At 74.4% G+C, this 26775-nt stretch carries 22 protein-coding genes; 7 read left to right on the forward strand and 15 right to left on the reverse strand.

Annotation, left to right across the window (positions count from 1 at the left end):
* Positions 1–25: 25 nt before the first annotated feature.
* The gene (locus QSK22_RS02075; RefSeq protein WP_285492168.1) at positions 26–2488 is read left to right on the forward strand and encodes a D-alanyl-D-alanine carboxypeptidase family protein; all 2463 of its coding nucleotides are present in this window, start codon (positions 26–28) and stop codon (positions 2486–2488) included.
* Between the two features lie 51 nt (positions 2489–2539).
* Here the strand turns inward: QSK22_RS02075 and QSK22_RS02080 are convergent, their stop codons facing one another.
* From QSK22_RS02080 to QSK22_RS02090, 3 genes are all read right to left on the reverse strand, one after another.
* A complete protein-coding gene (locus QSK22_RS02080; protein WP_502872261.1) occupies positions 2540–3787 on the reverse strand; it encodes a PucR family transcriptional regulator in 1248 nt (415 codons plus the stop codon).
* A 166-nt stretch (positions 3788–3953) separates the two neighbouring features.
* Complete coding sequence (locus QSK22_RS02085) at positions 3954–4592, reverse strand: TetR/AcrR family transcriptional regulator (protein ID WP_285492170.1); 639 nt, start codon at positions 4590–4592, stop codon at positions 3954–3956.
* Between the two features lie 429 nt (positions 4593–5021).
* Positions 5022–5228: a hypothetical protein gene (locus QSK22_RS02090; RefSeq protein ID WP_285492171.1), complete on the reverse strand. Its 207-nt coding sequence runs from the start codon at positions 5226–5228 to the stop codon at positions 5022–5024.
* Between the two features lie 273 nt (positions 5229–5501).
* Here QSK22_RS02090 and QSK22_RS02095 point away from each other — a divergent pair, with 273 nt between their 5' ends.
* The 3 genes from QSK22_RS02095 to QSK22_RS02105 all read left to right on the forward strand — a co-directional run bounded on the left by QSK22_RS02095 (position 5502) and on the right by QSK22_RS02105 (position 8267).
* Positions 5502–6872: a sensor histidine kinase gene (locus QSK22_RS02095; RefSeq protein ID WP_285492172.1), complete on the forward strand. Its 1371-nt coding sequence runs from the start codon at positions 5502–5504 to the stop codon at positions 6870–6872.
* Positions 6869–7534 (forward strand): response regulator, encoded by a 666-nt coding sequence (locus tag QSK22_RS02100; protein ID WP_285492173.1) that lies wholly within the window; start codon positions 6869–6871, stop codon positions 7532–7534. Before QSK22_RS02095 ends, QSK22_RS02100 begins: the two co-directional genes overlap by 4 nt.
* A 106-nt stretch (positions 7535–7640) precedes the next feature.
* Positions 7641–8267, forward strand: coding sequence for a response regulator (locus QSK22_RS02105; RefSeq protein WP_285492174.1), 627 nt, complete (start codon positions 7641–7643; stop codon positions 8265–8267).
* 46 nt (positions 8268–8313) lie between these two features.
* Here the strand turns inward: QSK22_RS02105 and QSK22_RS02110 are convergent, their stop codons facing one another.
* From QSK22_RS02110 to QSK22_RS02120, 3 genes are all read right to left on the reverse strand, one after another.
* Positions 8314–9777 (reverse strand): serine/threonine-protein kinase, encoded by a 1464-nt coding sequence (locus QSK22_RS02110; protein ID WP_285492175.1) that lies wholly within the window; start codon positions 9775–9777, stop codon positions 8314–8316.
* 103 nt (positions 9778–9880) lie between these two features.
* Positions 9881–11608: a serine/threonine-protein kinase gene (locus QSK22_RS02115; protein WP_285492176.1), complete on the reverse strand. Its 1728-nt coding sequence runs from the start codon at positions 11606–11608 to the stop codon at positions 9881–9883.
* Positions 11609–11703: 95 nt separating this feature from the next.
* Entirely contained in the window at positions 11704–13632 is a 1929-nt protein-coding gene (locus tag QSK22_RS02120) for a serine/threonine-protein kinase (protein WP_285492177.1), read from the reverse strand.
* 265 nt (positions 13633–13897) lie between these two features.
* On the opposite strand from QSK22_RS02120, the gene lysX reads away from it, so the two are divergent.
* Positions 13898–17185, forward strand: coding sequence for a bifunctional lysylphosphatidylglycerol synthetase/lysine--tRNA ligase LysX (gene lysX, locus QSK22_RS02125; protein WP_285492178.1), 3288 nt, complete (start codon positions 13898–13900; stop codon positions 17183–17185).
* A 33-nt stretch (positions 17186–17218) separates the two neighbouring features.
* On the opposite strand, the gene QSK22_RS02130 is transcribed toward lysX, so the two are convergent.
* Positions 17219–17761, reverse strand: a complete 543-nt coding sequence (locus QSK22_RS02130) for a hypothetical protein (protein WP_285492179.1) — start codon at positions 17759–17761, stop codon at positions 17219–17221.
* Positions 17762–17958: 197 nt separating this feature from the next.
* Between QSK22_RS02130 and QSK22_RS02135 the strand changes: the two genes are divergently transcribed.
* Positions 17959–18807 (forward strand): alpha/beta fold hydrolase, encoded by an 849-nt coding sequence (locus tag QSK22_RS02135; RefSeq protein ID WP_285492180.1) that lies wholly within the window; start codon positions 17959–17961, stop codon positions 18805–18807.
* A gap of 33 nt (positions 18808–18840) precedes the next feature.
* Here the strand turns inward: QSK22_RS02135 and QSK22_RS02140 are convergent, their stop codons facing one another.
* Positions 18841–21174 (reverse strand): DEAD/DEAH box helicase family protein, encoded by a 2334-nt coding sequence (locus QSK22_RS02140; protein ID WP_285492181.1) that lies wholly within the window; start codon positions 21172–21174, stop codon positions 18841–18843.
* A gap of 371 nt (positions 21175–21545) precedes the next feature.
* Here QSK22_RS02140 and QSK22_RS02145 point away from each other — a divergent pair, with 371 nt between their 5' ends.
* Positions 21546–21836 carry a hypothetical protein gene (locus tag QSK22_RS02145; RefSeq protein WP_285492182.1) on the forward strand — a complete coding sequence of 97 codons (291 nt, stop codon included), beginning with the start codon at positions 21546–21548 and terminating at the stop codon, positions 21834–21836.
* 535 nt (positions 21837–22371) lie between these two features.
* Here QSK22_RS02145 and QSK22_RS02150 read toward each other — a convergent pair.
* From QSK22_RS02150 to QSK22_RS02180, 7 genes are all read right to left on the reverse strand, one after another.
* Positions 22372–22575, reverse strand: a complete 204-nt coding sequence (locus QSK22_RS02150; protein WP_285492183.1) for a PspC domain-containing protein — start codon at positions 22573–22575, stop codon at positions 22372–22374.
* Between the two features lie 151 nt (positions 22576–22726).
* Positions 22727–23404 carry an HAD family hydrolase gene (locus QSK22_RS02155; RefSeq protein ID WP_285492184.1) on the reverse strand — a complete coding sequence of 226 codons (678 nt, stop codon included), beginning with the start codon at positions 23402–23404 and terminating at the stop codon, positions 22727–22729.
* On the reverse strand, positions 23401–24054 hold the full coding sequence (locus QSK22_RS02160; RefSeq protein ID WP_285492185.1) for an MBL fold metallo-hydrolase: 654 nt from the start codon (positions 24052–24054) through the stop codon (positions 23401–23403). Before QSK22_RS02160 ends, QSK22_RS02155 begins: the two co-directional genes overlap by 4 nt.
* Before the next feature lie 57 nt (positions 24055–24111).
* A complete protein-coding gene (locus QSK22_RS02165; protein ID WP_285492187.1) occupies positions 24112–24243 on the reverse strand; it encodes a hypothetical protein in 132 nt (43 codons plus the stop codon).
* A gap of 209 nt (positions 24244–24452) precedes the next feature.
* A complete protein-coding gene (locus QSK22_RS02170) occupies positions 24453–24740 on the reverse strand; it encodes a Fe-S cluster assembly protein HesB (RefSeq protein ID WP_285492188.1) in 288 nt (95 codons plus the stop codon).
* Positions 24741–24862: 122 nt separating this feature from the next.
* Entirely contained in the window at positions 24863–25816 is a 954-nt protein-coding gene (locus QSK22_RS02175) for an LLM class F420-dependent oxidoreductase (protein WP_285492189.1), read from the reverse strand.
* Positions 25817–25870: 54 nt separating this feature from the next.
* On the reverse strand, positions 25871–26638 hold the full coding sequence (locus tag QSK22_RS02180) for an SDR family oxidoreductase (protein WP_285492190.1): 768 nt from the start codon (positions 26636–26638) through the stop codon (positions 25871–25873).
* Positions 26639–26775 lie beyond the last annotated feature (137 nt).

The raw sequence follows: 26775 nt of genomic DNA on the forward strand, positions 1-26775 counted from the left end.
GGCATGAAGTCGAGGAGGTCGCGCCGTGAATGACGCGTCGCGTGAGCTGGACGACGACGCACGGCACGATCCTGCGGGGGAGCCCCCGCAGGACGGCCCCGAATCCGACGCGAAACCGGACACCGGCTCCGATCAGGGCGGCACCTCGGAAACCGGACGAGAACCGGAGACAGCGACAGAGGAAGCGGAAGAGGCGGGCACGGAGATCGAGCCCGAGGCCGCCGACACCGAGGCACGGCCGGAGGCGGAGGCCGAGTCCGAAGCCGAGTCCGAGCCCTCGGCCGAGCCTGAAGGCGGCGAGGAGGAGCGGGCCGGGGAACAGGACGAGGTTGCGGCTGAGGCGAGCGCGGAGGCGGAGCAGCCGTCCGAGACCGCCGACGAGCCCCCGCAGGAAGACGTCACCGAGGCCGATCCCGAAGCCGAGCGGCGGCAGGAGGAAGCCGAGGCCGACGGGGACGCCGACGAGGACGCCGACGAGGAGCAGGCCGAGGAGCAGCCGGAGCCCTGCGCGGATTCCGCCGAGTCGGCCGAGTCCGCTGAGCACGAGGCGGTCGAGGACGAGGCCGCCGAGGGCGAGCAGCCCGAGCAGGCGGACGAACCAGAAGAAGTCGGCGGACCTGAAGAAGTCGGCGAGCCTGAAGAACCCGGCGAACCCGAGGTAGCCGAGGACGAGCCCCGCCCCGCCGCCGAGCAGGCCGAAGAGGCGCAAGCCGGGGAAACCGAAGAGGACGCGGAAGAAGACGAGGACGGCGACGGCGGCGCCCGGACGCCCACCACGGAGTTCCGGCGGCCGCCCAAGCCGGAGCAGCCGCCCGCCCCGTCCAGCAACGTCACCGTCCCGGACCTGCCGCGCCCGGCGTTCCGCAGGGAACGGCCGGCCGACGCCGAGTTCGGGCCGAGCGCACCCCGGCGGCCCGCCCAGCAGGAGCCGGAACCGGCACCGCAGGAGCCCGCGCCTGCCGCCGAGGACGCCGCGCCCGGCCGTCCCGCCCCCGAGCAGGAGGCGCCCGGGGCTGCGGACGCCCCGCTGCCGTGGCTCGTGGAGGAGCAGCCGCAGTCCCACCAGACAGCATTCCGCTCGGCTCAGCCGACGGTGGAGCAGCCGCTGCCGGAGGCCCCTCCGTTCCGCCCCGAGAGCCTCACGGAGACGACACAGCGAGACCCCCTGCCCCAAACCGCACCGCCTGCGGCGGCAGCGGCGTACACGGCGCCCCCACCGCAGACGGCACCTCCCCCAGCGGTCGTCCAGCCGCACGCACCGCAGGGACCTGCGCAGCCCCCCGCGAAGAAACCGCGCAAGCGGCGCCGCGGCCTGATCACCGTCGTGGCCCTGCTCGTCCTGCTGGCAGGGCTGGTGGCGGGGCAGCTCATCCGGCCGACGCCCGAGCCGACCCTGCGTCTGACCCTGGCGACCACCCAGCACACCTTCGGGGGCGCCGCCCCGTCGCTTCCGTGGCCCCAGTACGGGCAGGCGACCCTCTACGTGGAGGGGGTGGGCTCCATGGGGGCGTCCGGTGGTCAGACGCCGATCCCCACGGCCAGCGTGGCGAAGGTGATGACCGCCTACGTCTTCCTGCGCAACCACCCGCTGCAGCCGGGCGCGCAGGGCCCGACGTTCAGGATCTCCCAGCAGGAGGCCGCGCAGCTTCCCGCGCGCAAGAAGCGCGGCGAGTCGCTCGTCGAGGTGGTGGCGGGGCAGCCGTTCACCGAGCGCAAGGCGCTCGAGGCCCTGATGATCGTGTCGGCGAACAACATCGCGCACGAGCTGGCCCGCTGGGACTCCGGCGACGAGCAGACGTTCGTGCGGAAGATGAACGAGACCGCGCGGTCGCTGGGGATGACCAGCACCACCTACACCGACCCCAGCGGCTACGACTCGCGCACCGTCAGCACGGCGGCCGACCAGGTGAAGCTGCTGACCGCGGCGATGAAGATCCCGGCGTTCGCCGAGATCGTGGCCAACCGCACCTATGTGCCCAACGACGGGCGGCCGGCCCGTGCCGGCGGCAACATCCTGGTCGGCCGGTTCGGGGTGCTCGGCGGCAAGACCGGTTACACCGACGCGGCGGGCGGCAACTTCGTGTTCGCCGCGCGCAAGCAGGTCGGCAACGTCCCCACCACGATCGTGGGCGCGGTCATGGGGCAGCGGTCGACGAGCGCGATGGGCGCGATCGCTGTCGCGCAGCAGCTGATCATCGCCGCCGAGAACGCGCTGACCTCGGTCACGCTGGCCCCGGCGGGCGCACAGGTCGCGGTGGTCGACGACGGTCTGGGCGGAGAGACGCCGCTGCGCGCCGCCACCCCCGTCACGGTGGTCGGGTGGCCCGGACTCACCGTGCCGGTCCGCGTCACCGGGGACCCGCCGCGCCGGGCCGCCGACGGCACGCGGGTCGGCGCCGTGACGGCGGGCGCGGCCGGCACCGCGCTGACCGTGGCCGGCGAGCTGAAGGAGCCGTCCATCCTCAAGCGGCTCCTGCGTCTGGCGTAGCCGGACGCGCCGCCCGGCGAGCGGACCGTCCGCCGGAGGCCGGGCGGCGCGTCAGTGGCCGGCGGCGGCGTTCTCCCTGTCGTCGGCGCCTTCCGGGGCGGTGAGCCAGACGGTCAGCGCCATCTCCAGTTCCAGCCGCGTCTCGGGCGCGTACAGCCGGTCGCCGAACAGCTCCTGCAGCTGGTGCAGGCGGTAGCGCACCGTCTGCGGGTGGACGTGCAGGCGTGCCGCGACCTCGGTCGCGTTGAACCCGTTCTGCAGGCAGGCCAGCAGGGTGCGCGCCAGCCGTTCGCGGTGCCGGGGGCGCACCGCCTTCAGCGGTGCCAGCCGCAGGTCGGCGACGGTCCGCACCAGCTCCTCGTCCTTGAACACCACCAGCGTGGGCATGTGGTCGGCGCAGCGGATGAGCCGGTCGGAAGGCAGGATGCCGCGCCGGGCCAGCGGCAGCGCCTCGCGCGCCCAGCGCAGCGACTTGGCCGCGTCCTCGGTGCGCACGGTGGGGCCGAGCGCGGCGACCCAGTGGCGCAGGGCCGTCTCCAGCATGCGGGCGCGGCCGGGGCCGTCGGGGTCCGGGACGAGCAGGCAGGGGTCGCGCCGGTTGACGTCGGCGAGCACGTCGGGCGGCAGCGACGGCTGGTGGAAGGGCTGGCGGCTGCGCTCGTACAGCACGACGGCGGCGACCGTCCGGGGGACCCGCCACTGCGCCAGGCGGGCCATGTCGGCGATGGCCTGCGGCGCGGCGGGCGGTTCGGCCAGCAGCAGGTCCAGCAGGCGCCGGCGGCGGTGCTCCAGTTCGCCCGCCTCCTGTTCGCGCGCCTTGGTGTAGCCCTCGGTGGCGGCGCGGGCGATCTCGTCCAGGAACGCGAAGATCCCTTCGGCGATGCTGGCCAGCGTGCGGCGGGAGATGTTGTAGTGCTCGGACTCGGCGGCCAGGCGCCGCCAGGCCACCCGGGCGCCCAGCCGCATCGAGGTCTGCAGCACGTCCAGGCTGCGGCCCTCGCGCGCCTCGGCCCAGCCGATCTCCCGGTAGACGGCGGCGACCGACTCCCAGGACGCGTCCGGGTCGGCGATGAGGTCGACGAACTGCCGCAGGGCGCCCTCCACGGCCAGCCGCACCATCCGGGCGTACTCCTCGTCCTGCGGACGGGCGTACTCGGGCACCCCGCGCAGGATCTCGGCGATCATCTCCTCGGCGAGGGCGTCCAGGTGGGGGCGGAAGATCTCGCCGACCTCCGGGGGGACGCCGGCCCAGGGCTTGAGGGGCGGGCGTTCGCCGACGGACGTGGTCACCGTGCGCACCTCCATGCCCGTGCTAAGCGGAGACTGTTGAAAGTACTCGCAAGTAACCTTTGCGGCTTCTGCCGAACCGCAGCATTGGACCGCGCCGTTTGTCAGCCGGGTGACAAACGGCGCCGCGGCCGGCCGCACGGGGCGCCGGGCTCCCCGGCGCGCAGCCTTGAGGTGTCTAGTGCTCCTGGCCGTCCGGTGCGGCGGGGACGGCGGGGGCGGACGCGAGGGCCCCGGCGAGCACCATCCGGCCGGCGGTGCGGACCATCCGGGCGACCTCCTCGACCGGGCGGCGCAGCGACGACAGGCTGACCAGCGCGGCCAGCAGGACATGCCCGAGCACGATCTCGATGTCGTCCCGTTCCGGCACCGGGCCGCCGATCGCCGCCGACAGCCGGTCGCGCACGAACAGGAACAGCACCGTGCGCGCGTCGTCGACGCTGGGGTCGTCCGACGTCACCGCCTGGATGATGGCCGAGGTGAGGGTGCGTTCCTCGGCGGCCACCCGCACGATCCGCTCCAGCAGCGCGGTCAGCCGCTCCACCGGCGTCTCCCCGACCGCCAGCGCGTCGATGTCGGCGGTGATGCGGTGCGCCCAGGTGGCGGCCACCTCGGTGAGCAGGTGGTCCTTGGTGGCGAAGTAGCGGTACACGGTCGCGCGGGCGACTCCGGCGCGGTCGGCGACGTCGTGCATGGTGACGGCGTGGTAGCCGCCCTCGTGCGCGAGCCGGCGGGCGGCGTCGAGCAGCCGTTCGCGGCGGGCCTGCTGCTCCTTGTTCAGCGCCCGCGTCACGGTGATCCGCACATCGCCGGTCACTGCACCTCCCTTTGTCGGAATTGTCCCATCTTCTCGCATCCCGCGCCGCGCGGATCTCCGGAAGCCTGCAAAGCCGAATAAAACGCACAGAGGCCCGCACGGTGGTGCGCTGGTCGGAAGGTTGGACACGCCCGACATTTCGGCCAGCGAGAACTGCCGCGCCGCGACACGTCCCTCAACCCGGGCGCGGTAAAGGAGTCCGTACGGTGGACCACGCCGACTCTCGACATGTGCCGCACCGCCACGCGTCACGCCGAGGCGGCCGGGGCGGCCATCCCGACGGGCGCGCAGGTGCTGCCGATGCACGGCGCCTTCGGGCCAGGCGCGGCCGGGTTTCCGGTGACGCTCACTCGCCGCGAACGGTGACGGGCCGGGCCGCCCGGGCGGTCCGCCCGCTCCACCGTCGCGGCCCGGGCACCGCGGTAGACGTCAGTGGCCGCCGTCCGCCGGGTCGGCCACCGCCTGCTTGGTGGGCAGCGGCAGCTCGAACGAGCCGAGTTGCAGCGCGGCGACCTCCATGCCCACCACGGCCAGCGTCAGCAGGCCGATCACAAGACCGAGCCGCAGGCGGGACATCCGCCGCATCGCACGCGCCGTCACGTCGACCCGGTGCCCCACCGCCGAAAGCCCGCGCACTCATTCCCCCCGGTGCAACAACCCTGCCAAGCAGGCAGAACTCTACACAGTGCAAGATCCGTCCGCAGTCCAAACGAACACGGACACATACGATCAACAACCCTCTGTATCGACAGTCAGCTACAAACACCCCAAATGTCAACCTGAATTCGGCGCGTCGGTGTCCGCCGAGCACGCCGCCTCCGACACACCTGCCGGTACACCCGAGGGAGTACCTCGCATCACTCCTGAGAGCCGATGCCGGGCCGTCCGGATCCCTCGTAGCCTGCAGGAATGAGCACCAGCGCGGGAGGCGCCCACACCCGGGCGCACTGGCCCACGCCGTCGCAGTGGCCCGTATGGCTGGCACCGCTGTTCGTGGCCCTGTTCCAGGTCGGCGGCTCCTTCGGCGCGCAGAGCGGAGGGGAAGGCAGAGGGCCGCAGGGAGGCCCCTGGGGCGATGACGGGCCGTGGGGGCACACCGGGGCGCACGACTACCCCTTCCAGCCTCTGGACGCCTTCGGCGTCGTGCTCCTCCTGGCGGGCCCGGCGGTGCTGCTGCTGCGGCGCCGCCGTCCCGTCCTCACAATGGTCCTGGCGTGGCTCGTCACGGGCCTGTACTTCCTGCGCGGCTACGTCATGGGCCCGGCGGCCGTCTCGGCGGGCGTGGCATTGCTCGGCGTGGTGCTGGCGGGCCGCCGCGTGATCGCCTGGGGCGGCGCCTTCGCCGCCCTCACCGGATACTTCGCCCTCACCGCCGTGATCGGCGTGCCGCTGGAGCGGCGCGGCCACGCGGACACGCTGTTCCCGGTGGAAGAGCCCGACCTGGTGACCATCACGGTCACCGTGACGTGGGCGCTGGTGGTGCTGACCGCCGCCGAGCTGATCCGCATGCGCGGGCAGAAACTGGCCGAGGCCGCGCGCACCCGCGCCGAGGAGGCCAAGCGGCGGGCCAGCGAGGAGCGGCTGCGCATCGCCCGGGAGCTGCACGACGTCCTCGCGCACAACATCTCGATGATCAACGTGCAGGCCGGGGTGGCGCTGCACCTGCTCGACGACGACCCCGGCCCGGCCGGGACGGCGGCGGCGCGCACCGCGCTCGCGGCGATCAAGGAGGCCAGCAAGGAGGCGCTCACCGAGATGCGCTCGGTGATCGGGGTGCTGCGTTCGCAGGGCGAGAGCGCGCCGCGCTCCCCCACCGCCGGACTGGCCCGGCTGGAGGACCTGCTCGACCGGGCCCGCTCGGCCGGGCTCGACGTCCGCGCCGAGATCACCGGCGAGCGGCGGCCGCTGCCCGCGGGCACCGACCTGGCCGCCTACCGCATCGTCCAGGAGTCGCTGACGAACGTGTCGCGGCACGCCGGGCCCGGTCCCGTGACGGTGCGGGTCCGCATCGGCTACGGCGAGCACGAGATCCGCGTGCGGGTGGAGGACGACGGCCGCGGGGTGTCCCTGCTGGACGACCACGCGGGTGGCAGCGGCATCAGCGGCATGCGGGAACGCGCCGCGGCGCTCGGCGGGACGTTCGCCGCGGGCCCGCGGCCGGGCGGCGGGTTCGCCGTCCGTGCGACACTGCCCATCACGGAGGAGCCCGCGCCGGAGGCTCCGGCCGACGCCTCCACCACCGCGGCGCGCGGGCCGGACACCCCAGGGAGTACCGAGTGATCAAGGTTGTGCTCGCCGACGACCAGGTGCTCGTCCGCGCCGGGTTCCGCGCGCTGCTGGACGCCCAGCCCGACATCGAGGTGGTCGGCGAGGTCGGCGACGGCGAGGAGGCCGTGGCGGCGGCCCGGCGGCTGCGTCCCGACGTCATCCTCATGGACATCCGCATGCCCCGCATGGACGGCCTGGCCGCCACCAGGCGGATCTGCTCCGACGAGCGGCTGGACGGCGTGCGGATCGTCATCCTCACCACGTTCGAGCTGGACGAGTACGTCTTCGAGGCGCTGCGCGGCGGCGCGTCCGGCTTCCTGGTCAAGGACACCGAGCCGGTCGAGCTGATCCACGCGGTGCGGGCGGTGGCGGCCGGGGACGCCCTGCTGTCGCCCAGCGTCACCCGCCGGCTGATCGCCGAGTTCGCCGCCCGCGCCAAGGAGCCCGCGCCCTCCCCCCGGCTCAACGCCCTCACCGACCGCGAGCGCGAGGTGATGGCGCTCGTCGGCGAGGGACTGAGCAACGAGGAGATCGCCGAGCGTCTGGTGGTGAGCCCCGCGACCGCCAAGACGCACGTCAGCCGCACCATGGTCAAGCTCGGCGCGCGCGACCGGGCGCAACTGGTGGTGCTGGCGTACGAATCCGGACTTGTCAAACCCGGCTGGCTGCCTTAGAAATTCGCAATCCGCGGCATTTCGGTGTCCGCCGTGCGCTGTTCGGCGGGGGCGCGGACATGACAGGGTGGACGAGAGCCGTCCGCCGCCGGGGTGAGGGAGTCAGGTGACGCACGCCACGAGGATCCTGGCCGTCGACGACCGCGAGGAGAACCTGGTCGCCGTCGCGGCGGTGCTCGACGTGCTGCCGGTCGAGGTGGTGCCGGTCTCGTCCGGGCCGGCCGCCCTCAAGCAACTGCTCAACGACGAGTTCGCGCTGATCCTGCTGGACGTCGTGATGCCGGAGATGGACGGGTTCGAAGTGGCCGGGCGGATCAAGAGCCGCCCCCGCACCCGGGACATCCCGATCATCTTCCTGACCGCGGCGGGCTCGGCCGACGAGCAGGTCTACCGCGGCTACCAGGTCGGCGCCGTCGACTATGTGACCAAGCCGTTCGATCCGTGGCTGCTGCGCGCCAAGGTGTCGGTGTTCGTCGAGCTGCACCGCCGGCATATGCGGCTGCGGCGGCAGGCCGAGCTGCTGCGCCGCGCCGTGTCCGGCGACGCGCAGGCCGGCGAGGGCGACCGGCTGCTGCGGTCGCTCGGCGACCGGCTGGCACGGGTGGAGGACGACGTGGCGCGGCTGCGTTCGCGCCGCGCCGGCCCGCCGGCCGCAGACGACGACCTGGACCGGTTGGAGAGCCACGTCGGCGACCTGCGCGAGGCACTCGACGCGCTCTTCCCCGGCGGCTAGAGCCCCCGGCGCGGCGTGCGGCCGGCGCGGCGTGCGGCCGGCGCGGTCAGCCTCCGGTGAGTTTGCTGCGCAGAATGAAGGCCCCGGCCAGCACGGCGGCCACCACCAGGATCACCGCCACGACGACGTACACCAGCGTGCGCACCTGCTCGCTGACGTCGCCGCGGCGCGCCGCCGAGGACGGCTCCCACCGCCGGAGCGGCTCGGCAGACCGCTCCCACGGCGGCGGCGCGGCCGACCGCGACGACGGCCGCCGCGCCGCCGGCTCCCATTCGGTCTCCAGCAGCGTGCGCGCCTCGGAGTCGGCGCCCCCGGACGGACGCGACGCCCCGCCCGACCGGTACGACGGCGCCGACGGAGACGGCGAGGGCGACGGGGACGACACGGGCGGCGCGGGCGACGGTGAGGGCGCCGCCCCCCTGCCGTCGCGGGGCTCGCCGTAGAACTCGGTCGCGTCGAGCACCGTCTCGTCGGCGCCGCGCCTGTCGTCTCCCGTGCGCGCCGGAGCCGGGACCGACGTCGAGGCCGCCGCGCCGAAACCGCTGCCGGGGTCGTCCACCACGGTCTCGTCGGCGCGCCGCAGGCCGGACGACGCACGGGGCGCCTCCGCCGGGCGGCGTGAGGGCGGGTGCCGCTCGGCGGGCGGACGCGGCGGGGGCACCCGCATCGCCCGAGAGGGCGGCGGGGGAGGCGGGGGCGGCGCCGAGGCGATGCGTGTCAGCAGCGGCATCGCCTGCGCGGCGGTCATCCGGTGCGCAGGCTCGCGGGCCAGCAGCCCGTCCAGCACCGGCGCCAGCGGACCGGCGTTGCGGGACGGCGGCACCGGCTCGCTCAGCGCGGCGGCCAGCGACGCCATCGCGTCCGACCGCTCGTAGGGGGAGCGTCCCTCCACCGCCGCGTACAGGGTGGCGCCCAGCGACCACAGGTCCGAGGCGGGCACGGCCCGCTCGCCGCGCGCCCGCTCCGGCGGGATGTACGCGGGCGAGCCCATGACGAGCCCGGTCTGGGTGAGCGCGGAGTCGCCCTCGGCCTGCGCGATGCCGAAGTCGGTCAGCACCACCCGGCCGGAGTCGGTGATGAGCACGTTGCTCGGCTTGACGTCGCGGTGCAGGATGCCCTTCTCGTGCGCGGCGCGCAGCGCCGACAGCGTCTGCAGGCCGATCTCGGCGACCCGGCGCGGGTCCAGCGGCCCCTGCTCGATGAGGTCCTGCAGGGAGCGGGCGCGCACCAGCTCCATCACGATCCACGGCCGCCCGGACTCCTGCACCACGTCGTGGACGGTGACCACGCCCGGGTGGTTGAGCCGCGCCGACGCCCGCGCCTCCCGGAAGGTGCGCTCGTAGAGCACGTCCCGCTCCTTGGCGGTCAGCCCCGGCGGCAGCACCACTTCCTTGATGGCGACCTCGCGATCCAGCGTGACGTCATAGGCCCGCCATACCGTGCCCATGCCGCCCCGGCCCACCACCTCGTCGAGCCGGTAGCGGTCGGCCAGCAGATGACCCTCTCCCATGACCTTATGGTCCCCCGTCGCGGCCGCGCGCCGCATCGGGCCTCCGCCCGACACGCACGTCGCGGACATGTGTGGTACCGGGACGCCTCGGCCGTCCCGTGGTTCAGCGCACCGCTGTCGGGCGGAACGTGTCCAGGACATTGTTCACGGTTTCCTGGTAGTCGTTCCACCTCGACGCCGGAACCGCGACGAACACCGCATAGGAGCTGCCGCCGACCCGCACGCCGCGGTCGACGGCGCGCGTGCCGCCGCGCGCGCTGAAGGCGAACTCCAGGTCGGCCGCGGGATAGCCGTCCACGCTGGTGGTCCGCAGGTCCAGGCGGGTGTATCCGGGAAGGGCGTTCTTGGCGAGGACCTCGCTCTCCCACTGCATCCAGTGCTCGGTCGGGTCGCCGGTCCAGGGCGTGCGGTCGACCTGCACGTACGCGCCGGTCGCCGGGTCGCGCCAGAAGACGCTGGCGCCGCGTGCGGAGCGCACCCAGCCGGCGGGGACGGCAATGGTGTAGCCGGGGCCGCTCGCGGTGTGGAACCCGGGCGGGGCCGCGGGCGTCGACGCCTCGGACCGGGTCGGGGTGGCGCCGGCCGTGCCGGGGGTCTGCGTCTGTGCCGCCGACTCGGAGGTGGCGACCCGGCCGGTCGGGACGTCGGCGAGCGCGGACCGGGTCACCTGCGGGTCGGCGCCGCTTCCGCGGTCGGGCCACAGGGCGACCGTGACGGCGATGGCGATCGCCGTGACCGCGATCATGGCGCCGACGGTCATCAGCACCAGATGGCGGTCGGAACGCCCGGTTCGTTCGGTTTCGCCGCCGCTCGGCGAGGTGGTGGCGATGTCGTTCGGTGACCACACCTGGCCACCGTCGGGGAGGAACGCGGCCGCGTTCTGCGCCGTGCCGTCCGGCGTGTGGACGGGCGGCACGGGGGCGGACTGCGTGGAAACGTGCGGCGCGGCGACGGGCGAAGGCGCCGGGCGGGCGGGGACGTCCACCGCCGTGGACCCGGCCGCGATCTGCGCCAGCAGCGGCTCGGCCTGCTCGGCGGTCATCCGCCTGCCCAGGTCGCGTTCCAGCAGGCCCAGCAGCACCGGGGTGAGCGGGCCGGCGTTGCGCGGCGGGGGCGGCTCCTCGGTCATGATCGCCGCGAGGACGGCCATGGCGTCGGCGCGGTGGTGCGGCGGCCTGCCCTCGCACGCGGTGTACAGGGTTGCGCCGAGCGCCCACAGGTCCGAGGCGGGCACCGCCCGCTCGCCGCGCAGCCGCTCGGGCGCCATGTACGCGGGCGACCCCACCAGCAGGCCCGTCTTGGTCAGCGTCGCGTCGCCCACCACGTGCGCGATGCCGAAGTCGGTCAGCACGGCCCGGTCGTCGTCGGCGACCAGCACGTTGGCGGGCTTGATGTCGCGGTGCAGGATGCCCACGGCGTGCGCGGCACGCAGCGCCGATGCGATCTGCCGGCCGATACCCGCCGCCCGCGCCGGGGGCAGCGGGCCGTCCTCGTCCACCAGGTCCTGCAGCGACCGCGCGCGCAGCAGCTCCATGACGATCCACGGGCGGTCGTCCTCGTCGACCACGTCGTGGACGGTCACCACGCCCGGGTGGTTGAGCCGCGCCGACGCCCGCGCCTCGCGCAGGGTGCGGACGTGCCGCTCGCGGCGCTCCTCGTCGCTCACCGAGGTGTGCACGACGACCTCCTTGACCGCGACATCGCGGTGGAGGGTCTCGTCGCGGGCCCGCCAGACGGTGCCCATGCCGCCGGTCCCGACCACCGAGACCAGCCGGTAGCGCCCGGCCAGCAGCCGACCGGCGCCCGCTTCCGTGTTGTCCCCCTGCGACATGTGTGGCGACCCTACCGATCTGCGTCGTCGAATCCGCTCATGTTTCTGAAATACGGCCGTAAGGGGGCCGGAAGCCGGGCGCGGGGCCCGGGAGGTCAGTCGTCGTCGGCCTCGAATTCCTCGTAGACGGGGGCGAGCTTGGCGAACGTGTCGTCCCAGGTGTCCTCCGGCGCCACCAGCAGGATCGCGAACCCGAATCCGCCCATGACGAACCCGCGGTTCAGCGCGTGCAGGCGACCCGACTTCCCTTTGTAGGTCCACTCCCAGTCGGCGGCCTTGTCGCCGGACGGGTCGCTGACCGGCTCCCCGTCCTTCACCGGCGCGATCTTGATCTCGTCGTAGCCGGGGAACCGGTCGCGCACCGAGGGGGCGAGGTTCTGCCAGTCCTCCAGCGCGCTCTCGTTCGGGTCGGAGGTCTGGTCGATCTGGATGTACCCCTCGCCGCTCGGCGGGGTGAAGAACACGCTGCTGGGGGACGAGTCGCGCCGTTCGGGGCCCTTCCAGTCCTCGGGGATCGCCGTGGAGAAGTTGTTGCCCCGGTACAGGCGGAAGCCCGCCGGGACGCGGGAGTCCGTCGACGGCGTGGCCGGAGGCGACGACGACGCGGCGGAGCTCGTCGCGGGCGCCGAGCGGACCTGCGCCGTGAAGGACGCGGCCGGCTGGGTGGCGCCGCGCGTGGCGCCCTCGTTGTCGTCCTTGCCGGCCCGGGCCAGGGCGTACCCGGCGACGGCGACCAGCACGATCACCACGATGACGATGGCGATCATGATGCCGCCGCCCAGGGCGGGCGGCCGGCGCGCGGGAGCGGTGGGCGGCTGCCCGCCCACGGGCCGGGTGCCCGGACCTACCGGGGCGGCGTCCGCGCCCATCTCGTTCGCGGCGGCGCTCACGCGGGTGGCGCCGGGGGCCTCGCCAAGCCGTCCGCCGGGCGGGCGGGCGGCGTCCTCGTCGTCCCACCGGTGCGGCTGGGTGTCGAGCCCGGACGACGGCCCGCCGGACTCGGCGGCGCCCGCTCCCACCGGCGCGCCGCCGCCCGGTTCGTCGGCGTACAGGCCGGCGTAGGCGTCCGCGGACGTCGCGTCCGCCGCCGTGTCGGCCGCATCGCCGCCCGCCGGTTCGGACGTGCGGTCCGCCGGGCGGCCCAGCAGCTCCTCCAGCGGCATCTCGACCGCCATCGTGCGCTGGGTGTCGACGGTGTCCATGCGGACGATGTCGTCCAGCAGCGCCCCCGCCTCGATGGCGTCCATGCGCTGGTCGGGGTTCTTGCGCAGCAGGCCCTCGATCACCGGCCTCAGCGGCCCGGCGTTCTCCGGCGGATCGGGGTCCTCGGAGATGACGGCGACCAGCGCGGCCATCGGCTCGGACCGTTCGAACGGCGACTTGCCGTGCAGCATCGCGTACAGCGTGACGCCCAGCGACCACAGGTCCGAGGCGGGCCCGGCGGTGCGGCCGCGGGCCCGTTCGGGGGCGATGTAGGCGGGCGAGCCCATGACCAGGCCGGTCTGGGTGAGGGTGGCGTCGCCGGCCGCGGTGGCGATGCCGAAGTCGGTGAGCACCGCGCGGTCGCCCCGGCTGACCAGCACGTTGGACGGCTTGACGTCGCGGTGCAGCACCCCGGCCTCGTGCGCGGCGTGCAGGGCGGCCAGCATCTGCCGGCCGAGCTCGGCGGCGCGGCGCGGCTCCAGCGGGCCCTCGGTCTTGATGATCTGGTCGAGGGACGGCGCCCGGAGCAGCTCCATGATGATCCAGGGCCGGTCGTCCTCCTCGACCACGTCGTAGACGGTGACGACCCCGGGATGCCCCAGCCGGGCCGCGGTGCGCGCCTCGCGGAAGGTGCGCTTGTGCTGGACCGCGCGCTCCTCGTCGGTGAGACCATGCGGGAGGATGACCTCCTTCACCGCGACGTCACGACCGAGGACCTCATCGTGCGCATGCCAGACCGTGCCCATGCCGCCGCGGCCGACCGGGGTCACCAGTCGGTAACGGCGGGCGAGCAACCGCTCCCCGGTGGTCTCGTTCGGCATATCGGCGACCATATCGACTTTTGCTGACAACCTTGGACCCGACTCGGCGGCCACGGCCCTCACCGGGTAGGACGTCCGCCGCCTGCCCGAAGTTCGCAACGATCATGGGCGGAATCCGCGCGGCGCGTCCGGGCGGGTCCCGCCGCGCGGCGGGCGGAGGCGCGAGGCCGTGACAGCCGGTACAAAGAAGAGAACGCAGCTCGATCGGCGGCCGCACCGGCACGGGCGGCGCGGTGGCGAGCGGCATGGTCGCGATGGGAGCAGCATGACGGACAGGGGCCTGCCCGGCGCGTGGCGGAGCCTGGTCGAGTCGGTGCCGGCGGTCTTCTTCTGGTACACCCGGCTGTCGGGCATCCTGTCGATCCTGTCGTGGCTGTCGTCCGACCTCATCCTGCGCATCGCCGACATCTGGGCGCTGCGCTGGATCTACTACCTCGGGCTGTCGCCGAGCCTGCCGCTCGGCCTGCTGTACATCCTGCTGTCGATGGGGATCCGGCGGCGCAAGAAGGCCGCCTGGCGGATCCTGGTGCTGCTGTTCGGGCTGTACGCGGCGTACTCGGTGCTGATCCTGTTCGCCGTGGTGCTCGACCCTGCCGAGCCGACGGCCAGCGGCGAGATCGTCACCGCCGCGTCGTACTGCGCGGTGCTGGGCCTGCTGGTCGCGGCGCGCGGGCAGTTCACCACGCTGCCCGACCGGGCCAACCGGCGGCTGGCCGCCATCGTGTTCTCGGTGTGGCTGGTGGTCAGCGGCGGCGTCGGCACGCTGCTGGTGTTCCTCACCGACCGGGACGCGGGCGGCAGCGGGTGGACCCACCCGGCCTACGTGGTGCTGCAGACGGTGCTGGGCGCCGGGCTGACCGGCGGCGACCTGAACGTGAACGTGCCCGGCTGGGTCGACACCGTCATCGGCGTGCTGGGCACCGGCCTGCTGGTCATCACGTTCTGGGCGATGTTCCGGCCGGGGCGGCGCGAGGCGGTGCTCAGCGCCGAGGAGGAGCTGGCCGCGCGCACCCTGCTGGCCGAGTACGGCGACCAGGACTCCCTCGGCTACTTCGCGCTGCGCCGCGACAAGGACGTCATCGTGGCGCCCAACGGCAAGGCCGCCATCGCCTACCGGGTGGAGGGCTCGGTGTCGCTGGCCAGCGGCGACCCGCTGGGCGACCCCGAGTCGTGGGACCAGGCGATCGAGGCGTGGCTGAGCGAGTGCCGGGCGCACGCCTGGATCCCCGGCGCGGTCAGCGTGGGCGAGCGCGCCGCGCACGCCTACAAGCGGCACGGGTTCACCGCGCTGGAGCTCGGCGACGAGGCGATCATCGACCTGACCGAGTTCAACCTCGACGGCCGGGAGATGCGGCAGGTCCGCCAGGCGGTGCGGCGGGTCGAGCGGGCCGGGTACTCGGTGCGCATCCGGCGGCACTCGCAGATCCCCGAATGGGAGATGGAGCAGCTGATCCGCAGCGCCGACGCCTGGCGCGGCGAGGAGACCGAGCGCGGCTTTTCGATGGCGCTCGGCCGGCTCGGCGACCCGACCGACGGCCGCTGCGTGATGGTGGAGGCGTTCGACGCCGACGGGCGGCTGCGCGGGCTGCTCAGCTTCGTCCCGTGGGGCCGCACCGGCCTGTCGCTGGACCTGATGCGCCGCGACCGCACCGCCGAGAACGGGCTGAACGAGTACATGGTCGCCAAGCTGGCCGAGAAGGTGGCCGGGCTGGGCGCCAAGCACCTGTCGCTGAACTTCGCGATGCTGCGCTCGGCGTTCGAGCGCGGCTCGCAGATCGGCGCCGGGCCGGTGGCGCGATTGTCGTACCGGTTCCTGTCGTTCGCGTCCAAGTTCTGGCAGCTGGAGTCGCTGTACCTGGCCAACGCCAAGTACCTGCCCGAGTGGCGGCCGCGGTTCATCTGCTACGAGCAGAGCCGGGATCTGGTGCGGCTCGGCCTGGCGTACGCGCGCGCCGAGGGGTTTCTGCCGAACCTCAACCGGCCCAAGCTGGAGCGCGCCGCCCGCACCGTGCCGCCGCCGCACGTCGTCGCCCGCATCCAGGAGATCGAGGACGCGGCCAAGGGGCCGCGTCCGCCGGTGCGCCGCCTGTCGGAGCAGGAGCGGGTCCGGCACGCCAAGCTCGACCAGATCCGCGCCGCCGGCATGGACCCCTATCCGCTCGGGTTCGACCGCGCCGACTTCGCCGCCGAGATCCGCGCCCGCCACCCGGGTCTTGCGCCCGACACCCGCACCGGCGAGGAGGTCGCGATCGCCGGGCGGGTGGTGCTGGCCCGCGAGCACGGCCGGCTGGTGTTCGCGACGCTGCGCGACGAGACCGGCGACGTGCAGGTGATGCTGGCCGAGGACGCGGTGGGCGCCGAGGCGCTGCGGCGCTGGAAGTCGCTGGTCGACCTCGGCGACCTGGTGGGGGTGACCGGCGAGGTCGTCACGTCCCGCACCGGGGAGCTGTCGGTGCTGGCCGCGTCGTGGACGATGACCGCCAAGTGCCTGCGCCCGCTGCCCAACAAGCGGACCGGCCTGGCCGACCCCGAGGCGCGGGTGCGGCAGCGGTACGTCGACTTCATCGTCAACGACGAGGCCCGCCGGATGCTGCGCATGCGCGGCGACGCGGTGGCCGCCGTGCGCGACACGCTGCGCGAACGCGGCTACCTGGAGGTCGAGACGCCGATGCTGCAGCCGATCCACGGCGGCGCGGCGGCCCGTCCGTTCACCACCCGCATCAACGCCTACAACATGCAGCTGTACCTGCGGATCGCGCCGGAGCTGTACCTCAAGCGGCTGCTGGTCGGCGGGGTCGGCAAGGTGTTCGAGCTGAACCGCAACTTCCGCAACGAGGGCGTGTCCAACCGGCACAACCCCGAGTTCACGATGCTGGAGGCGTACGAGCCGTACGGCAACTACGACACCATGGCCGAGCTGACCCGCGACCTGGTGACGGCGGCGGCCAAGGCGGCGCTCGGCACGACGGTGGTGGTGCGCGACGGCGTCGAGCACGACCTGGCCGAGCCGTGGCGGGAGATCACCGTGTACGGGTCGGTGTCGCAGGCGCTCGGCGAGGAGGTCACCCCCGACACCCCGCAGCGCGTCGTGCGGGAGCTGGCCGACCGGGCGGGCGTGAACGTCGACCCCGGCTGGGGCCAGGGGAAGATCGTGCAGGAGCTGTTCGAGGCGCTGGTCGAGGAGACGCTGGTCGCGCCGACGTTCGTGCGGGACTATCCGGCCGAGACCTCGCCGCTGACCCGGCCGCACCGCGCCGACCCGCGGCTGGCGGAGAAGTGGGACCTGATCGTGTTCGGCCTGGAGCTGGGCACCGCGTACTCGGAGCTGATCGACCCGATCCTGCAGCGGGAGCGGCTCACCGAGCAGTCGCTGCAGGCGGCGGGCGGCGACCCGGAGGCGATGGAGCTGGACGGCGACTTCCTGCGCGCCCTGGAGTACGCGATGCCGCCCGCGGGCGGCATGGGCATGGGCATCGACCGGCTGCTGATCACGCTGACCGGCCGCACCATCCGGGAGACCATCCCGTTCCCGCTGGTGAAGCCGGGTTCGTAGGGGCTCCGGCGGCGTCGGCGGTTCCGGCCGCGGTCACAGGGTGCGGGGGCCGGGGCGGCAGCCGTGTTCGGCGAGCCGGCGGCGGGCCCGGCCGCGCCGCCGGTCCTCGTCGTCGCGGTCGCCGCCCGGCTCGCCCCACAGCACCAGCCACCGTTCGGGCTCGTACTGCAGGCTGTCGGTGAACGACGCGTCGGCCTCGTCGGCGGGGAGGACGTCGCCGGTGCGCAGATCGACCGCGTGCGGGCCGGGCTCGTCCAGCGCGGCGGCCAGCGCGCCGAGATCGACCGGCACCCGCACCGGCTCCGGGCCGCGCGGCGCGCCGAGCGCGGCCGACACCTCGCTCGCCAGTTCGGCGTCGCCGGGAAGGCCGCGGCCGTCCAGTTCCTCCAGACACTTGCGGGCCATCGCCTCGGCGCCGGGCACGTCCTGTTCGAGGGCGGCGACCAGGACGTCCCCGGCGTACTGCAGCACCGGGCCGAGCGGCCGGTCCCGCAGGACGTCCATGCCCGCGGCGCCGTCCCAGCGGTACGCCGCCGCGCGCAGCCGCGCCAGCGACGGCTCGTCCCATCCCGTCACACGTCTGTTTCTACAGAAGCGGCGTCGCCTTGTAACCGGAAACGCCGTTTCCCCGGTGTCCGCCCCCTGTCCGCCGGTGCACCGGCCGTCAGGACAGTGATCTTTTCGGCGCCGGGTGTCGGATTCCGTGGAATTTCCGCGCGAAAGGAGGGGGGCAGGGTGCGCCGGATGGGACGGCTGGGGCAGCATTGTCGATCATGCGTCTGACAATCACCGACCCGGACCGGCTGGGCACGATCATGCTTCCCGGCGGGCGCATGCTCGGCTACGCCGAGCGGGGCCCGGCCGACGGCGTGCCCGTGCTGCTGTGCGGGGGCGCCGGGTGGAGCAGGTGGCTCGGGTTCGACGCGCCGGACATGCGGCTGGTGACGGTGGACCGGCCGGGGCTCGGCGCATCCGATCCGTGCCCCGGCCGCACGCTGCTGGACTGGGCGGACGACGTGGCGCACCTGGTCGCCGAGCTCGGGCTGGACGCGCCGCGCGTGGTGGGCTTCTCGCAGGGCGCGCCGTTCGCGCTGGCGTGCGCCGTCCGCGGCGTCGCGGCGGCGGTCGCGGTGGTGTCCGGCGGCGACGAGCTGGCGCATCCGGTGTTCGCCGAGTGCCTGCCGCCGGACATCCGCGGGCTGGTGGATCTGGTGGCGTCCGACCCGGCCGCCGCCGAGGCCGAGTTCGCCGCGTTCGGCGATCCCGACGCGATGTGGCGGATGAGCGTCGAGGGCAGCCCCGCCGTGGACCGCGACGTGTACCTGCGGCCCGACTTCGAGGCGGCGTTCCGGCGGGCGCTGTCGGAGGGGTTCGCGCAGGGCGCGGGCGGCTACGCGCACGACACGGTGCTGCACTTGTCGCGGTGGCCGTTCGACGTGGCGGACATCGCCGTCCCCGTGGACCTGTGGTACGGCGGCCAGGACACCAACCCCACGCATTCGCCCGACTTCGGCGCGACGCTGGCCCGGCGCATCCCGGGGGCGCGCCGCCACTTCCTGCCCGAGGCTGGCGGCGCGCTTTTGTGGACGCACGCCGAGCAGATCGTGCGGGGCGACCGGTAGCCCCTTCCGCGCCGTGAGAAGGGCCGCCGCCGGTCACGGCGCGTTCGTGCCGCGGTGGACGTCCAGGGCGAAGCGGAGGCGGGCTTCGACGAGGTCGTGCTCGTCGGGCGGGCATGCGAGCCGGGCGCGGGCGGCGGCGATGAGCTGGTCGTCGGTGAGGTCGGGGTCCTGCCGGGCGATGCGGCCGATCAGTTCCACCAGTTCCCGGCGCTTGTAGGTGGCGATGGACCGCCCCGGAGGCGCGCTCGGCGCGGCGGGCGCGGGCGGGGGTTCGGCGGCCTGGCGCGGGCGGCCGCCCAGAGCGTTGAGCAGCACGGCGAACAGAGGCGCGGTCGGGCTGATCACCTCGCGCAGGCCGGCCGGGAGGTCTGAAGGGGGCGGGGCGCCGTCGGGCATGGGCAGCGGCGGGCCGCCCTCCCCCACCAGGATGACGCGGGGCGCGTGCCACAGCAGGAACAGCGCCTCGGCCCCGGCGCCGTGTTCTCCGTCGATGATGACGGCGTCGAACGCGTCGGGGTCGGGTGCCAGCGCGTCGGGGACGTCCCACAGCGGGAGCACCCAGGCCGGTACCAGGTGCGGCCGGGCGAGCGCCGCTCCCCAGGCGCGGGCGGCGAGCAGTTCGGCGTCCAGGTCGCGGTGCCGCGTCTCGGCCTCGGCGAGCGCCTGGCGCACGCGGGTCTCCGCCGGGGAGCGGGCGTGCTCGGCCAGGCGGCCCGACACATGCGCCCACGTCCACGCCTCGTCCCAGCGTGCGGCCCGTTCCGTCCACGCGGCGTCGCGGGCGGTGGCCGCCAGCGCGTCGGCCAGGCCGGGGTGGACGGCGCGGACGCGGCCGAGCAGCTCCTCGCACCGAACCTGCAGGTCGCGTTCGCGGCGGGCGGCGGCCAGGCCGTCGAGGGCGCGGGCGTAGGCGGCGGCGTCGCGGTCGTCGAGTGCGGCCAGCGCGGCGCGCAGTTCGGGCGGGTCGTCCTCGCCGCGGGGGATGGAGTCGCGCAGCGCGGTCAGGTCGGCGGTGGCCCGTCCGGCGTCCACGCCGAGCAGGGCGCTGCGCAGGCCGGTGAGGTACTCGTGCCACAGCTCCGGGCGGTGCAGCGGGACGTCCAGGCCCGCGCCGTCCAGCAGTGCGGCGGTCTCCTCCAGCGCGGGCAGGGCCGCACGGACGCGCGCCACCCGTTCGTGGGCGCGGTGGAACCGGGCCAGGCGCTCGTGCGGCTGCGCGTCGGCGGGGAAGTCGGCGCCGGTCGCCTCCCACGCCTGCTGCAGCTCCCGGCATGCGTCCAGGGCCTCCAGGTAGGCGCACAGCACGGCCAGCCGGTCGGGCGTGTTGGGCGGGCGGCCGTCCACGCGGGCGCCCGACAGCAGCGGCTCGGCGCGGCGCTGCGGGGCCGGGCGCAGCGGGCCGCGTTTGAGGGCGCCGCCGTCGGCCAGGTAGCCGCGCAGCCCCTCGGCCGCGTCCGCCAGTTCGCGCGGGTCGCCCGGGGGCGGCACGACGCGGCGTCCGGCGGTGGACGCGGCGGCGCGCGCGGCCTCCTCGGCCCGTGCGGCCAGTGCGGCGACCCGCGCCCAGGCGGCGGTGCGGCGCCGGGCGAGGGCGTCGGTGAACGCGCGGGCGGCCTGGTCGCCGGCATCCCAGTCGTCCGGGTCCTCGCTGAGGCCGAGGTCGCGCAGCGTCGCGGTCACCGCCGTCGCGCACGCGTCCAGGCGGGCGAGGGTGGCGACGTCCATCTCGCGCAGCCGCCGCGACAGGCCGGTCTCGGCCTCCTCCGCGCGGGCCCGGGCCTTGGCCTCCTCGTCGATGAGCGTCCGCACGTAGGCGGGGCTGGGCAGCGTGCCGGGGTCGACGTCGCGCTGCGCGGGACGGGCGCGCCGCACGGGCGTCTCGGCGGCGAGCAGCCCCACCAGCTCGGCCGCCTCGGCGGCGGTGAGGGGCGGCTGCGCGGGCAGGTCCGGGCGGGGCGGCAGCCAGGAATGGTCGGCCGCCTCGGCCGCGATCCGCCGTTCCACCTCCGCGCGGGTGCCGCGGTATCCGGGGGCGAGGTCGCAGCGGTCGGCGGCGAGCGTGACGGCGAGGCGTTCGCGCAGTCCGGCGACGGTGCGGGCAGCTTCGTCGCGGCGCAGTTCGAGGGCGGCGACGTGCCGCCGGTGCCGGGACGGGTCGTGTCCGGCTGCGCGGGCGGCCAGGGCCTCGGCGACCCGGTCGCCGTCGCCGGCGCCCGCGCACAGATCGGCGAGGCCGGAGGGCAGGCCGGTCAGCAGCCGCCGCGCGGCCCGCTCGTCGGCGCACGCCACCAGCGCGCGGCGGCCGCGCGCCAGCAGCCCGCAGAGCAGGTCGGCGGCCGTGCCGAGGGCGCGTTCGGGGACGTGCATCAGCGGCCTGCCGCCGAGCGAGGGGTCCAGCAGGCGGGCGAGGCCGCGGGACGTTGTGCCCTCGTGCGAGGAGCCGCTCGTAGTGGTCGGCGAGGGCGGTGCGGCCGGGCGGGCGGACCACCAGCGCGGGCGCGAGCCGTACGTGCGGCTCCGGCGGGGGCGAGACCGGGTCGTCCGGGGGCCACTCCGCGTGGACGGGCACGCCGCCCTCGAACGCCGCCGAGCCCCACGCGCGCAGGACCTCGCAGACCGACGCGCCCAGCCCGAACCCCTGACCGGCGCGTACGGCGTCGCGGACCCGGTCGGCGTGCCCGGCGCGGAAGCCCGGCGCCCCGGTGAGCAGTTCGCGGTCGCGCAGCGCCGTGGGCCCGGTGAGGACGACGTCGACGCGTTCGGTGCGTTCGTCCACCACGACGCCCACCGGCGTGGCCAGCAGGTGGCCGCGGACCGGCGGGCCGTCCCCCGGACGCCACGACAGCAGCCCCGCCGCCAGCACCACCTCGTGCCCGGCGGACGACAGCTCGGCCAGTTCGCGCAGCGTCCGGTACCAGTGCCGCAGCGCCAGCCAGCCGTCGAACTCCTCCAGCACGGCGGGCGGCGTCAGCGGGATGAACGGCACGCTGAACAGCACGTCGCCCGGCCCGGCGTCGGTCTCGACGTAGACGTCGCCGGGCAGTTCGGCCAGCCAGTGGACGCGCTCGCGCCGGGCGGCGCCGCGGGCGGGCGCGCGGCGCACGCGGGCCAGGTCGCGCAGGTACCGCAGCAGCCCGGACGGGTCCGCCGCGCCGCCCCTGGTGTCCACGGCCCTCCTTCCGCCGCGCGTCCCCCGCCTGTCCGACGTCCCGATCTAACACTGCGGGACGTCCGGGTCCAAGCGCGGCGAAATGGCCGGGAGATCACCCCAAATGACCAGGAGAAAATGACGGCGAATCGAGATCGCCGCGGCCCGCGGCCTGCTAGAAACTCCTATCGGTCCTGGCCGCGGGAGAGTGCCACAGGAATCGGGAAACCGGGGAACGCGGCCGGATCGAGGGCGGGCGGCGGCCATGGCACGGGGGGACTCTTCCGCCCGCGCGGGGTCTCGGCGACCTGGACGGGGGCGTCGCCGGGCGGCACCGCGCGGGCGAGACTCGGACTCCATGGCCGCCGCCCGCCTCGTGGCCGACCGGTGCCGGGCCGACCGGTGCCGGGGGCGGGTCAGTGGGCGCGGGCCGCGTGCTTGTCCTCGCTCGGCAGCATCACCCACAGGATCAGGTACACGACGAACTGCGGGCCGGGCAGCACGCACGACAGCACTGCCAGCAGCCGGACCGTCGTCGGGCTCATCTGGAACCGGCGGGCGAGCCCGGCGCACACTCCGCCGATCATCCGTCCGCGGCGGGGGCGGTAGAGACCTTCCATTGTCTTCGTCCCTGTCGATGGAACCGGGCCGGTGGGGCCGGGTGCCCCGCCGTCTGCGGGCCACGTCCACCACGCTACGAACGGGGCGTCCCGGTCCGGATCGGCCGTACGGCCTGTCCTCGCCCCCTACCCGCGGACTAGGGGACGACCCCTACGGGACGACGGTCCGGCCGCCGCCGTCATTTTGCGCGGCGACGAGACCGGGCAGGGACGCCAGGTCGTCCAGGACGAACTGGCAGCGGCGCAGCGCGTCGTCGTCGCGCTGGATGTGGCCCCACGGGCCGCGCCGCAGGAAGGCGACCCGCATCCCGTGGGCGAGCGCGGGCCGCACGTCGTTGTCGATCCTGTCCCCCACGTACAGCACGTGCGCGGGCGGCACACCGGCGTGCTGGGCGCACCGGTCGAAGAACTCCCGGGACGGTTTCTCCACACCCCACACGGCGGAGATGCCGACCACGTCCGCCTCCAGCCCCAGGGCGGCGAACCGCCCGGCGGCCTCGGCGGGCTGGTTGCCCGCGACGCCCACGTACAGCCCCTGCGCGCGCAACGCCGACAGGCACGCGCGCGCGTCGGGATACAGGTCGTCGGGGCCGAACCCGTTGGGCACCCCCGCCTCGGCCCGCTTCTTCTCCTCCGCGGCCAGGTCGAACCCCGGGCGGAAGTAGGAGAACAGGTCGGCGTAGTCTCCGCCGGTGGCCAGCACCGCGCCGAGCTTGGCCAGGAACGTGTGCCTGGGCACGCCCAGCCAGTCGGCCCAGCGGCCGTAGATCTCGCCCTCGTTGATGAGGGTCTCGCCGATGTCGAAGAAGACCGCCTCGATGGGCTTCACGACGAGCCGAGCTCCACGGACTCGCCGGGGGCGAGGCGGCGGAAGTCCTTGCCCGCCTCCTCTCCGGCGGTGGTGACGTGCTTCATCATCACGTTCAGGCCGACGTCGTTGAGCAGCCCGTCATGCACGACGAACGCGCGCTCCGGCCGCACCTCGCGGAGGTAGGCGTACATCTCCGGAACCTTCATCCAGGGCGCGTTGCCGGGCAGGCACAGGGTCGGCACGGGCTCGGAGGGGACGGTCAGCGCGTCCCCCGGGTGGAAGACCTCCCCGTCGACGAGGAAGCCGACGTTGGGGATGGGCGGGACGTCCGGGTGCAGGATCTCGTGGTCCTCCCCGTAGACGTGCACGTCGAAGCCCGCCACCGTCACCGCGTCGCCATGCCCCACCTCGTGCACCCGGCCGCCGAGGTCGGCCAGGCTGCGGGCGACGACGCGGGACGCCCACACCTGGAGGGCGGGGTCGTCGGAGAGGGCCTTGCGCAGCCGGTCGGCGTCGAAGTGGTCGGGGTGCTCGTGGGTGATCAGGACCGCGTTCGCGCCCGTCAGGGCGGCGTCGGCCTCCGGGGTGAACGCCCCGGGGTCGATGACGAGGGTCCGGTCGTCCTTCTGGATCCGCACGCAGGCGTGTCCGAACTTGGTGAGACGCATTGCCTCATTTTTTCACGCCGGCCCCATGCCCGTCGTTCCGCCCCGCCGCCTGAAAACTCAGGTGAGGGCGGCGACGAACGCGCCGATCGCCAGCCCGAACGCGACCATGGTGAGCAGGACGAACGCGGCGACGACCGCGCAGGCAAGACCGCGCGGCTGGTCGCGCCACGACGGTCTGCTTCGGCCCACCCGGCCAGTGTCGCAGAAGACATGTCACAGAAGACACGTCACAGAAGACACAAGGCAGGGCATGACAGACGCCGGGGCGCCGTCCGGCCGCAGCCGGACCGGCGCCCCGGCGCATGCTCCGCCGTTCTCCTGGTCGAGCGGGGTGGGACCAGGACGACGCACCGCCGCACCCGCGGCGGCGTCCCGGCGGGCCCCTGGGACGGGAGTGGTCAGGCGGTCGCCTGGGCGAGGGTGAACGCCACCTCGCCTTGCGCGTCCACCTGCGCGTCCAGGGTCTTGTCGTCCAGCAGCCGCGCCACGACGGGTTCAAGGTAGACCCGGGCGCCCTCCTCCTCGACGATCTGGTCGCCCTCCTCGGGGGCGGACGCGACCGACAGGCGCAGGGCGTCCGAGCCGTCGACACCGGACTCTATGCGGATCCCGGTTTCCGGCGGCAGTTCGGGGTCGGCGGTCACGGTGCGGATGACCTGGACGGCCCCACTGGTCAGCGTGAGCACGATGGGCTCCTCACGTCTCGGTTTCTGGCCGCAGGTCGGCGGGACCAGAGCCCCGCGGACCTGTTCGCCCCACCCTCCCCGGTCATCCGCCCCGGTAAACGTCGCCGCGCCGAATATCCAGGTCAGGAGCCGGGTGCCAGCGCCCGCACCGCCTCCGCGGGCGACAGCCCGCCGCCCACGACCGCCACGATCGGCGTGGTCAGCCCGTTGTCGACGTACTCGCGGATCCGCTCCCGGCACGCCTCGGGCGGGCCGTGCACGATCAGGTCGTCCACCACCTCGTCCGGGATCACCTCCAGCGCCTTCTTGCGGTCGCCCGCCGCCCACGCCTCGTTCATGGGGGCGAGCGCCTCGCCGCGGCCCAGCCACTCATGGAACGCCCGGTAGACCGGGACGGTCATGTACGCGGCGATCATCCAGCGGCCGACGCGGCGGGCCTCGTCGGCGTCGGCGGTGGGGCAGACGAACAGCCGGGCGATCAACTCGGGCTCGTCGCCGATCACTCCGCGCACCGTCCGCACGTCCTTGGGCGACAGCCAGTTGGTGATGGCGCCGTCGGCCTCGCGGGCGGCCAGCCGCAGCATGCCGGGGCGCAGCGCGGCCAGCACGATCGGCGGCGGGGTGTCCGGGGCCTTCTCCAGCCGGAAGCCCTTGACGGAGAACGTGGCGTAGTCCTCGGTGACCTTCTCGCCCGCCAGCGCGCGGCGCAGGAAGCGCAGCGTGTCGCGGACCCGCTTGTACGGCTCGTCGAACGCGATGCCGTTCCAGCGCTGCACGATCGTGTCGGACGAGGTGCCGATGCCCAGCACGAACCGTCCGGGCGCCAGGTCGGCGAGGGTGGCGGCGTGCTGGGCCAGCAGCGCGGGGCCGCGCGTGTAGGCCGGCACGATCGCCGGGCCCAGGCGCAGCCGCGGCGCCCACTGCGAGGCCAGCGCCAGCGGGGTGAAGGCGTCGGCCCCGTTGGTCTCGGCGGACCAGACGTCGGTGTAGCCGAGGTCGGCGAGCCCGGCGACGATCTCGCGGTGCTCGGCCAGCGGCACCCCGGTCATCGGGATGGTCAGGCCCCAGCGGGACATGTGCGTCTCCTTTCCGGCGGTTCCGGCCTGGTGCCGGGTCAGGCGCTGTCGGGGTCAGGCGATGGAGGGGCGGATGCTGGACCCGCCGTCGATGACGAGGGTCTGGCCGGTCATCCAGGAGGCGGCGTCGCTCGCCAGGAACACCGCGGCGCCGGCGATGTCCTCGGGTTCGCCGATCCGGCCGAGCGGCATGTACTTGCTGATCTGCTCCTCGTTGTTCTCCCACAGCGCGCGGGCCAGATGCGTCTTGACCAGGCCGGGCGCGATGCAGTTGACCCGCACCTTCGGCGCCAGCTCCATGGCGAACTGCCGGCTGAGGTGGATCACGGCGGCCTTGGTGGCGTTGTAGTAGCCGATGCCGTGCTCGGTGACCAGGCCGCCGACCGAGGCGATGTTGATGATCGCGCCGCCGCGCTCGCTCATCGACCGCTTCCAGACCAGGCCGGTCCACTGGACGATGGAGAACTGGTTGACCTGGACGGTCTTGTCGGCGCGGGCCTGGTCGATGTCGACCATGGGGCCGAAGTAGGGGTTGGTGCCGGCGTTGTTGACCAGCACGTCCACGGCGCCGAACTCGGCGACGGCCGCGTCCACGCAGGCGGCGGCCTGGTCGGCGTCGCCCACGTGCGCGGCCTTGGCCAGCACGCCGACGCCGGGGTGCGCCGCCTTGATCTCCTCGGCCACCGCGTCCAGCGCGTCCTGCTTGCGCGAGGACAGTACGACGTTGGCGCCTTCGGCGGCCAGCGCGGTCGCGATGGCCTTGCCGATGCCCCGGGACGCCCCGGTGACCAGCGCGGTCTTTCCCTCCAGTCCGGTCCGCATGCGCACTCCTCGTTGCTCGGTGACGGACGATCGCCGTAGCGGCCGAATCCGACTCGGTTTCCTGTCACTGTAGCGAAGTGACTGACCAGTCAGTTAGACCCGGGGGCGTCCGGGTCGGGACGTCCGCCCGGCCGGCG

The sequence above is a fragment of the Actinomadura sp. NBRC 104425 genome (assembly GCF_030269545.1).
Classification (GTDB): Bacteria; Actinomycetota; Actinomycetes; order Streptosporangiales; family Streptosporangiaceae; genus Spirillospora; species Spirillospora keratinilytica.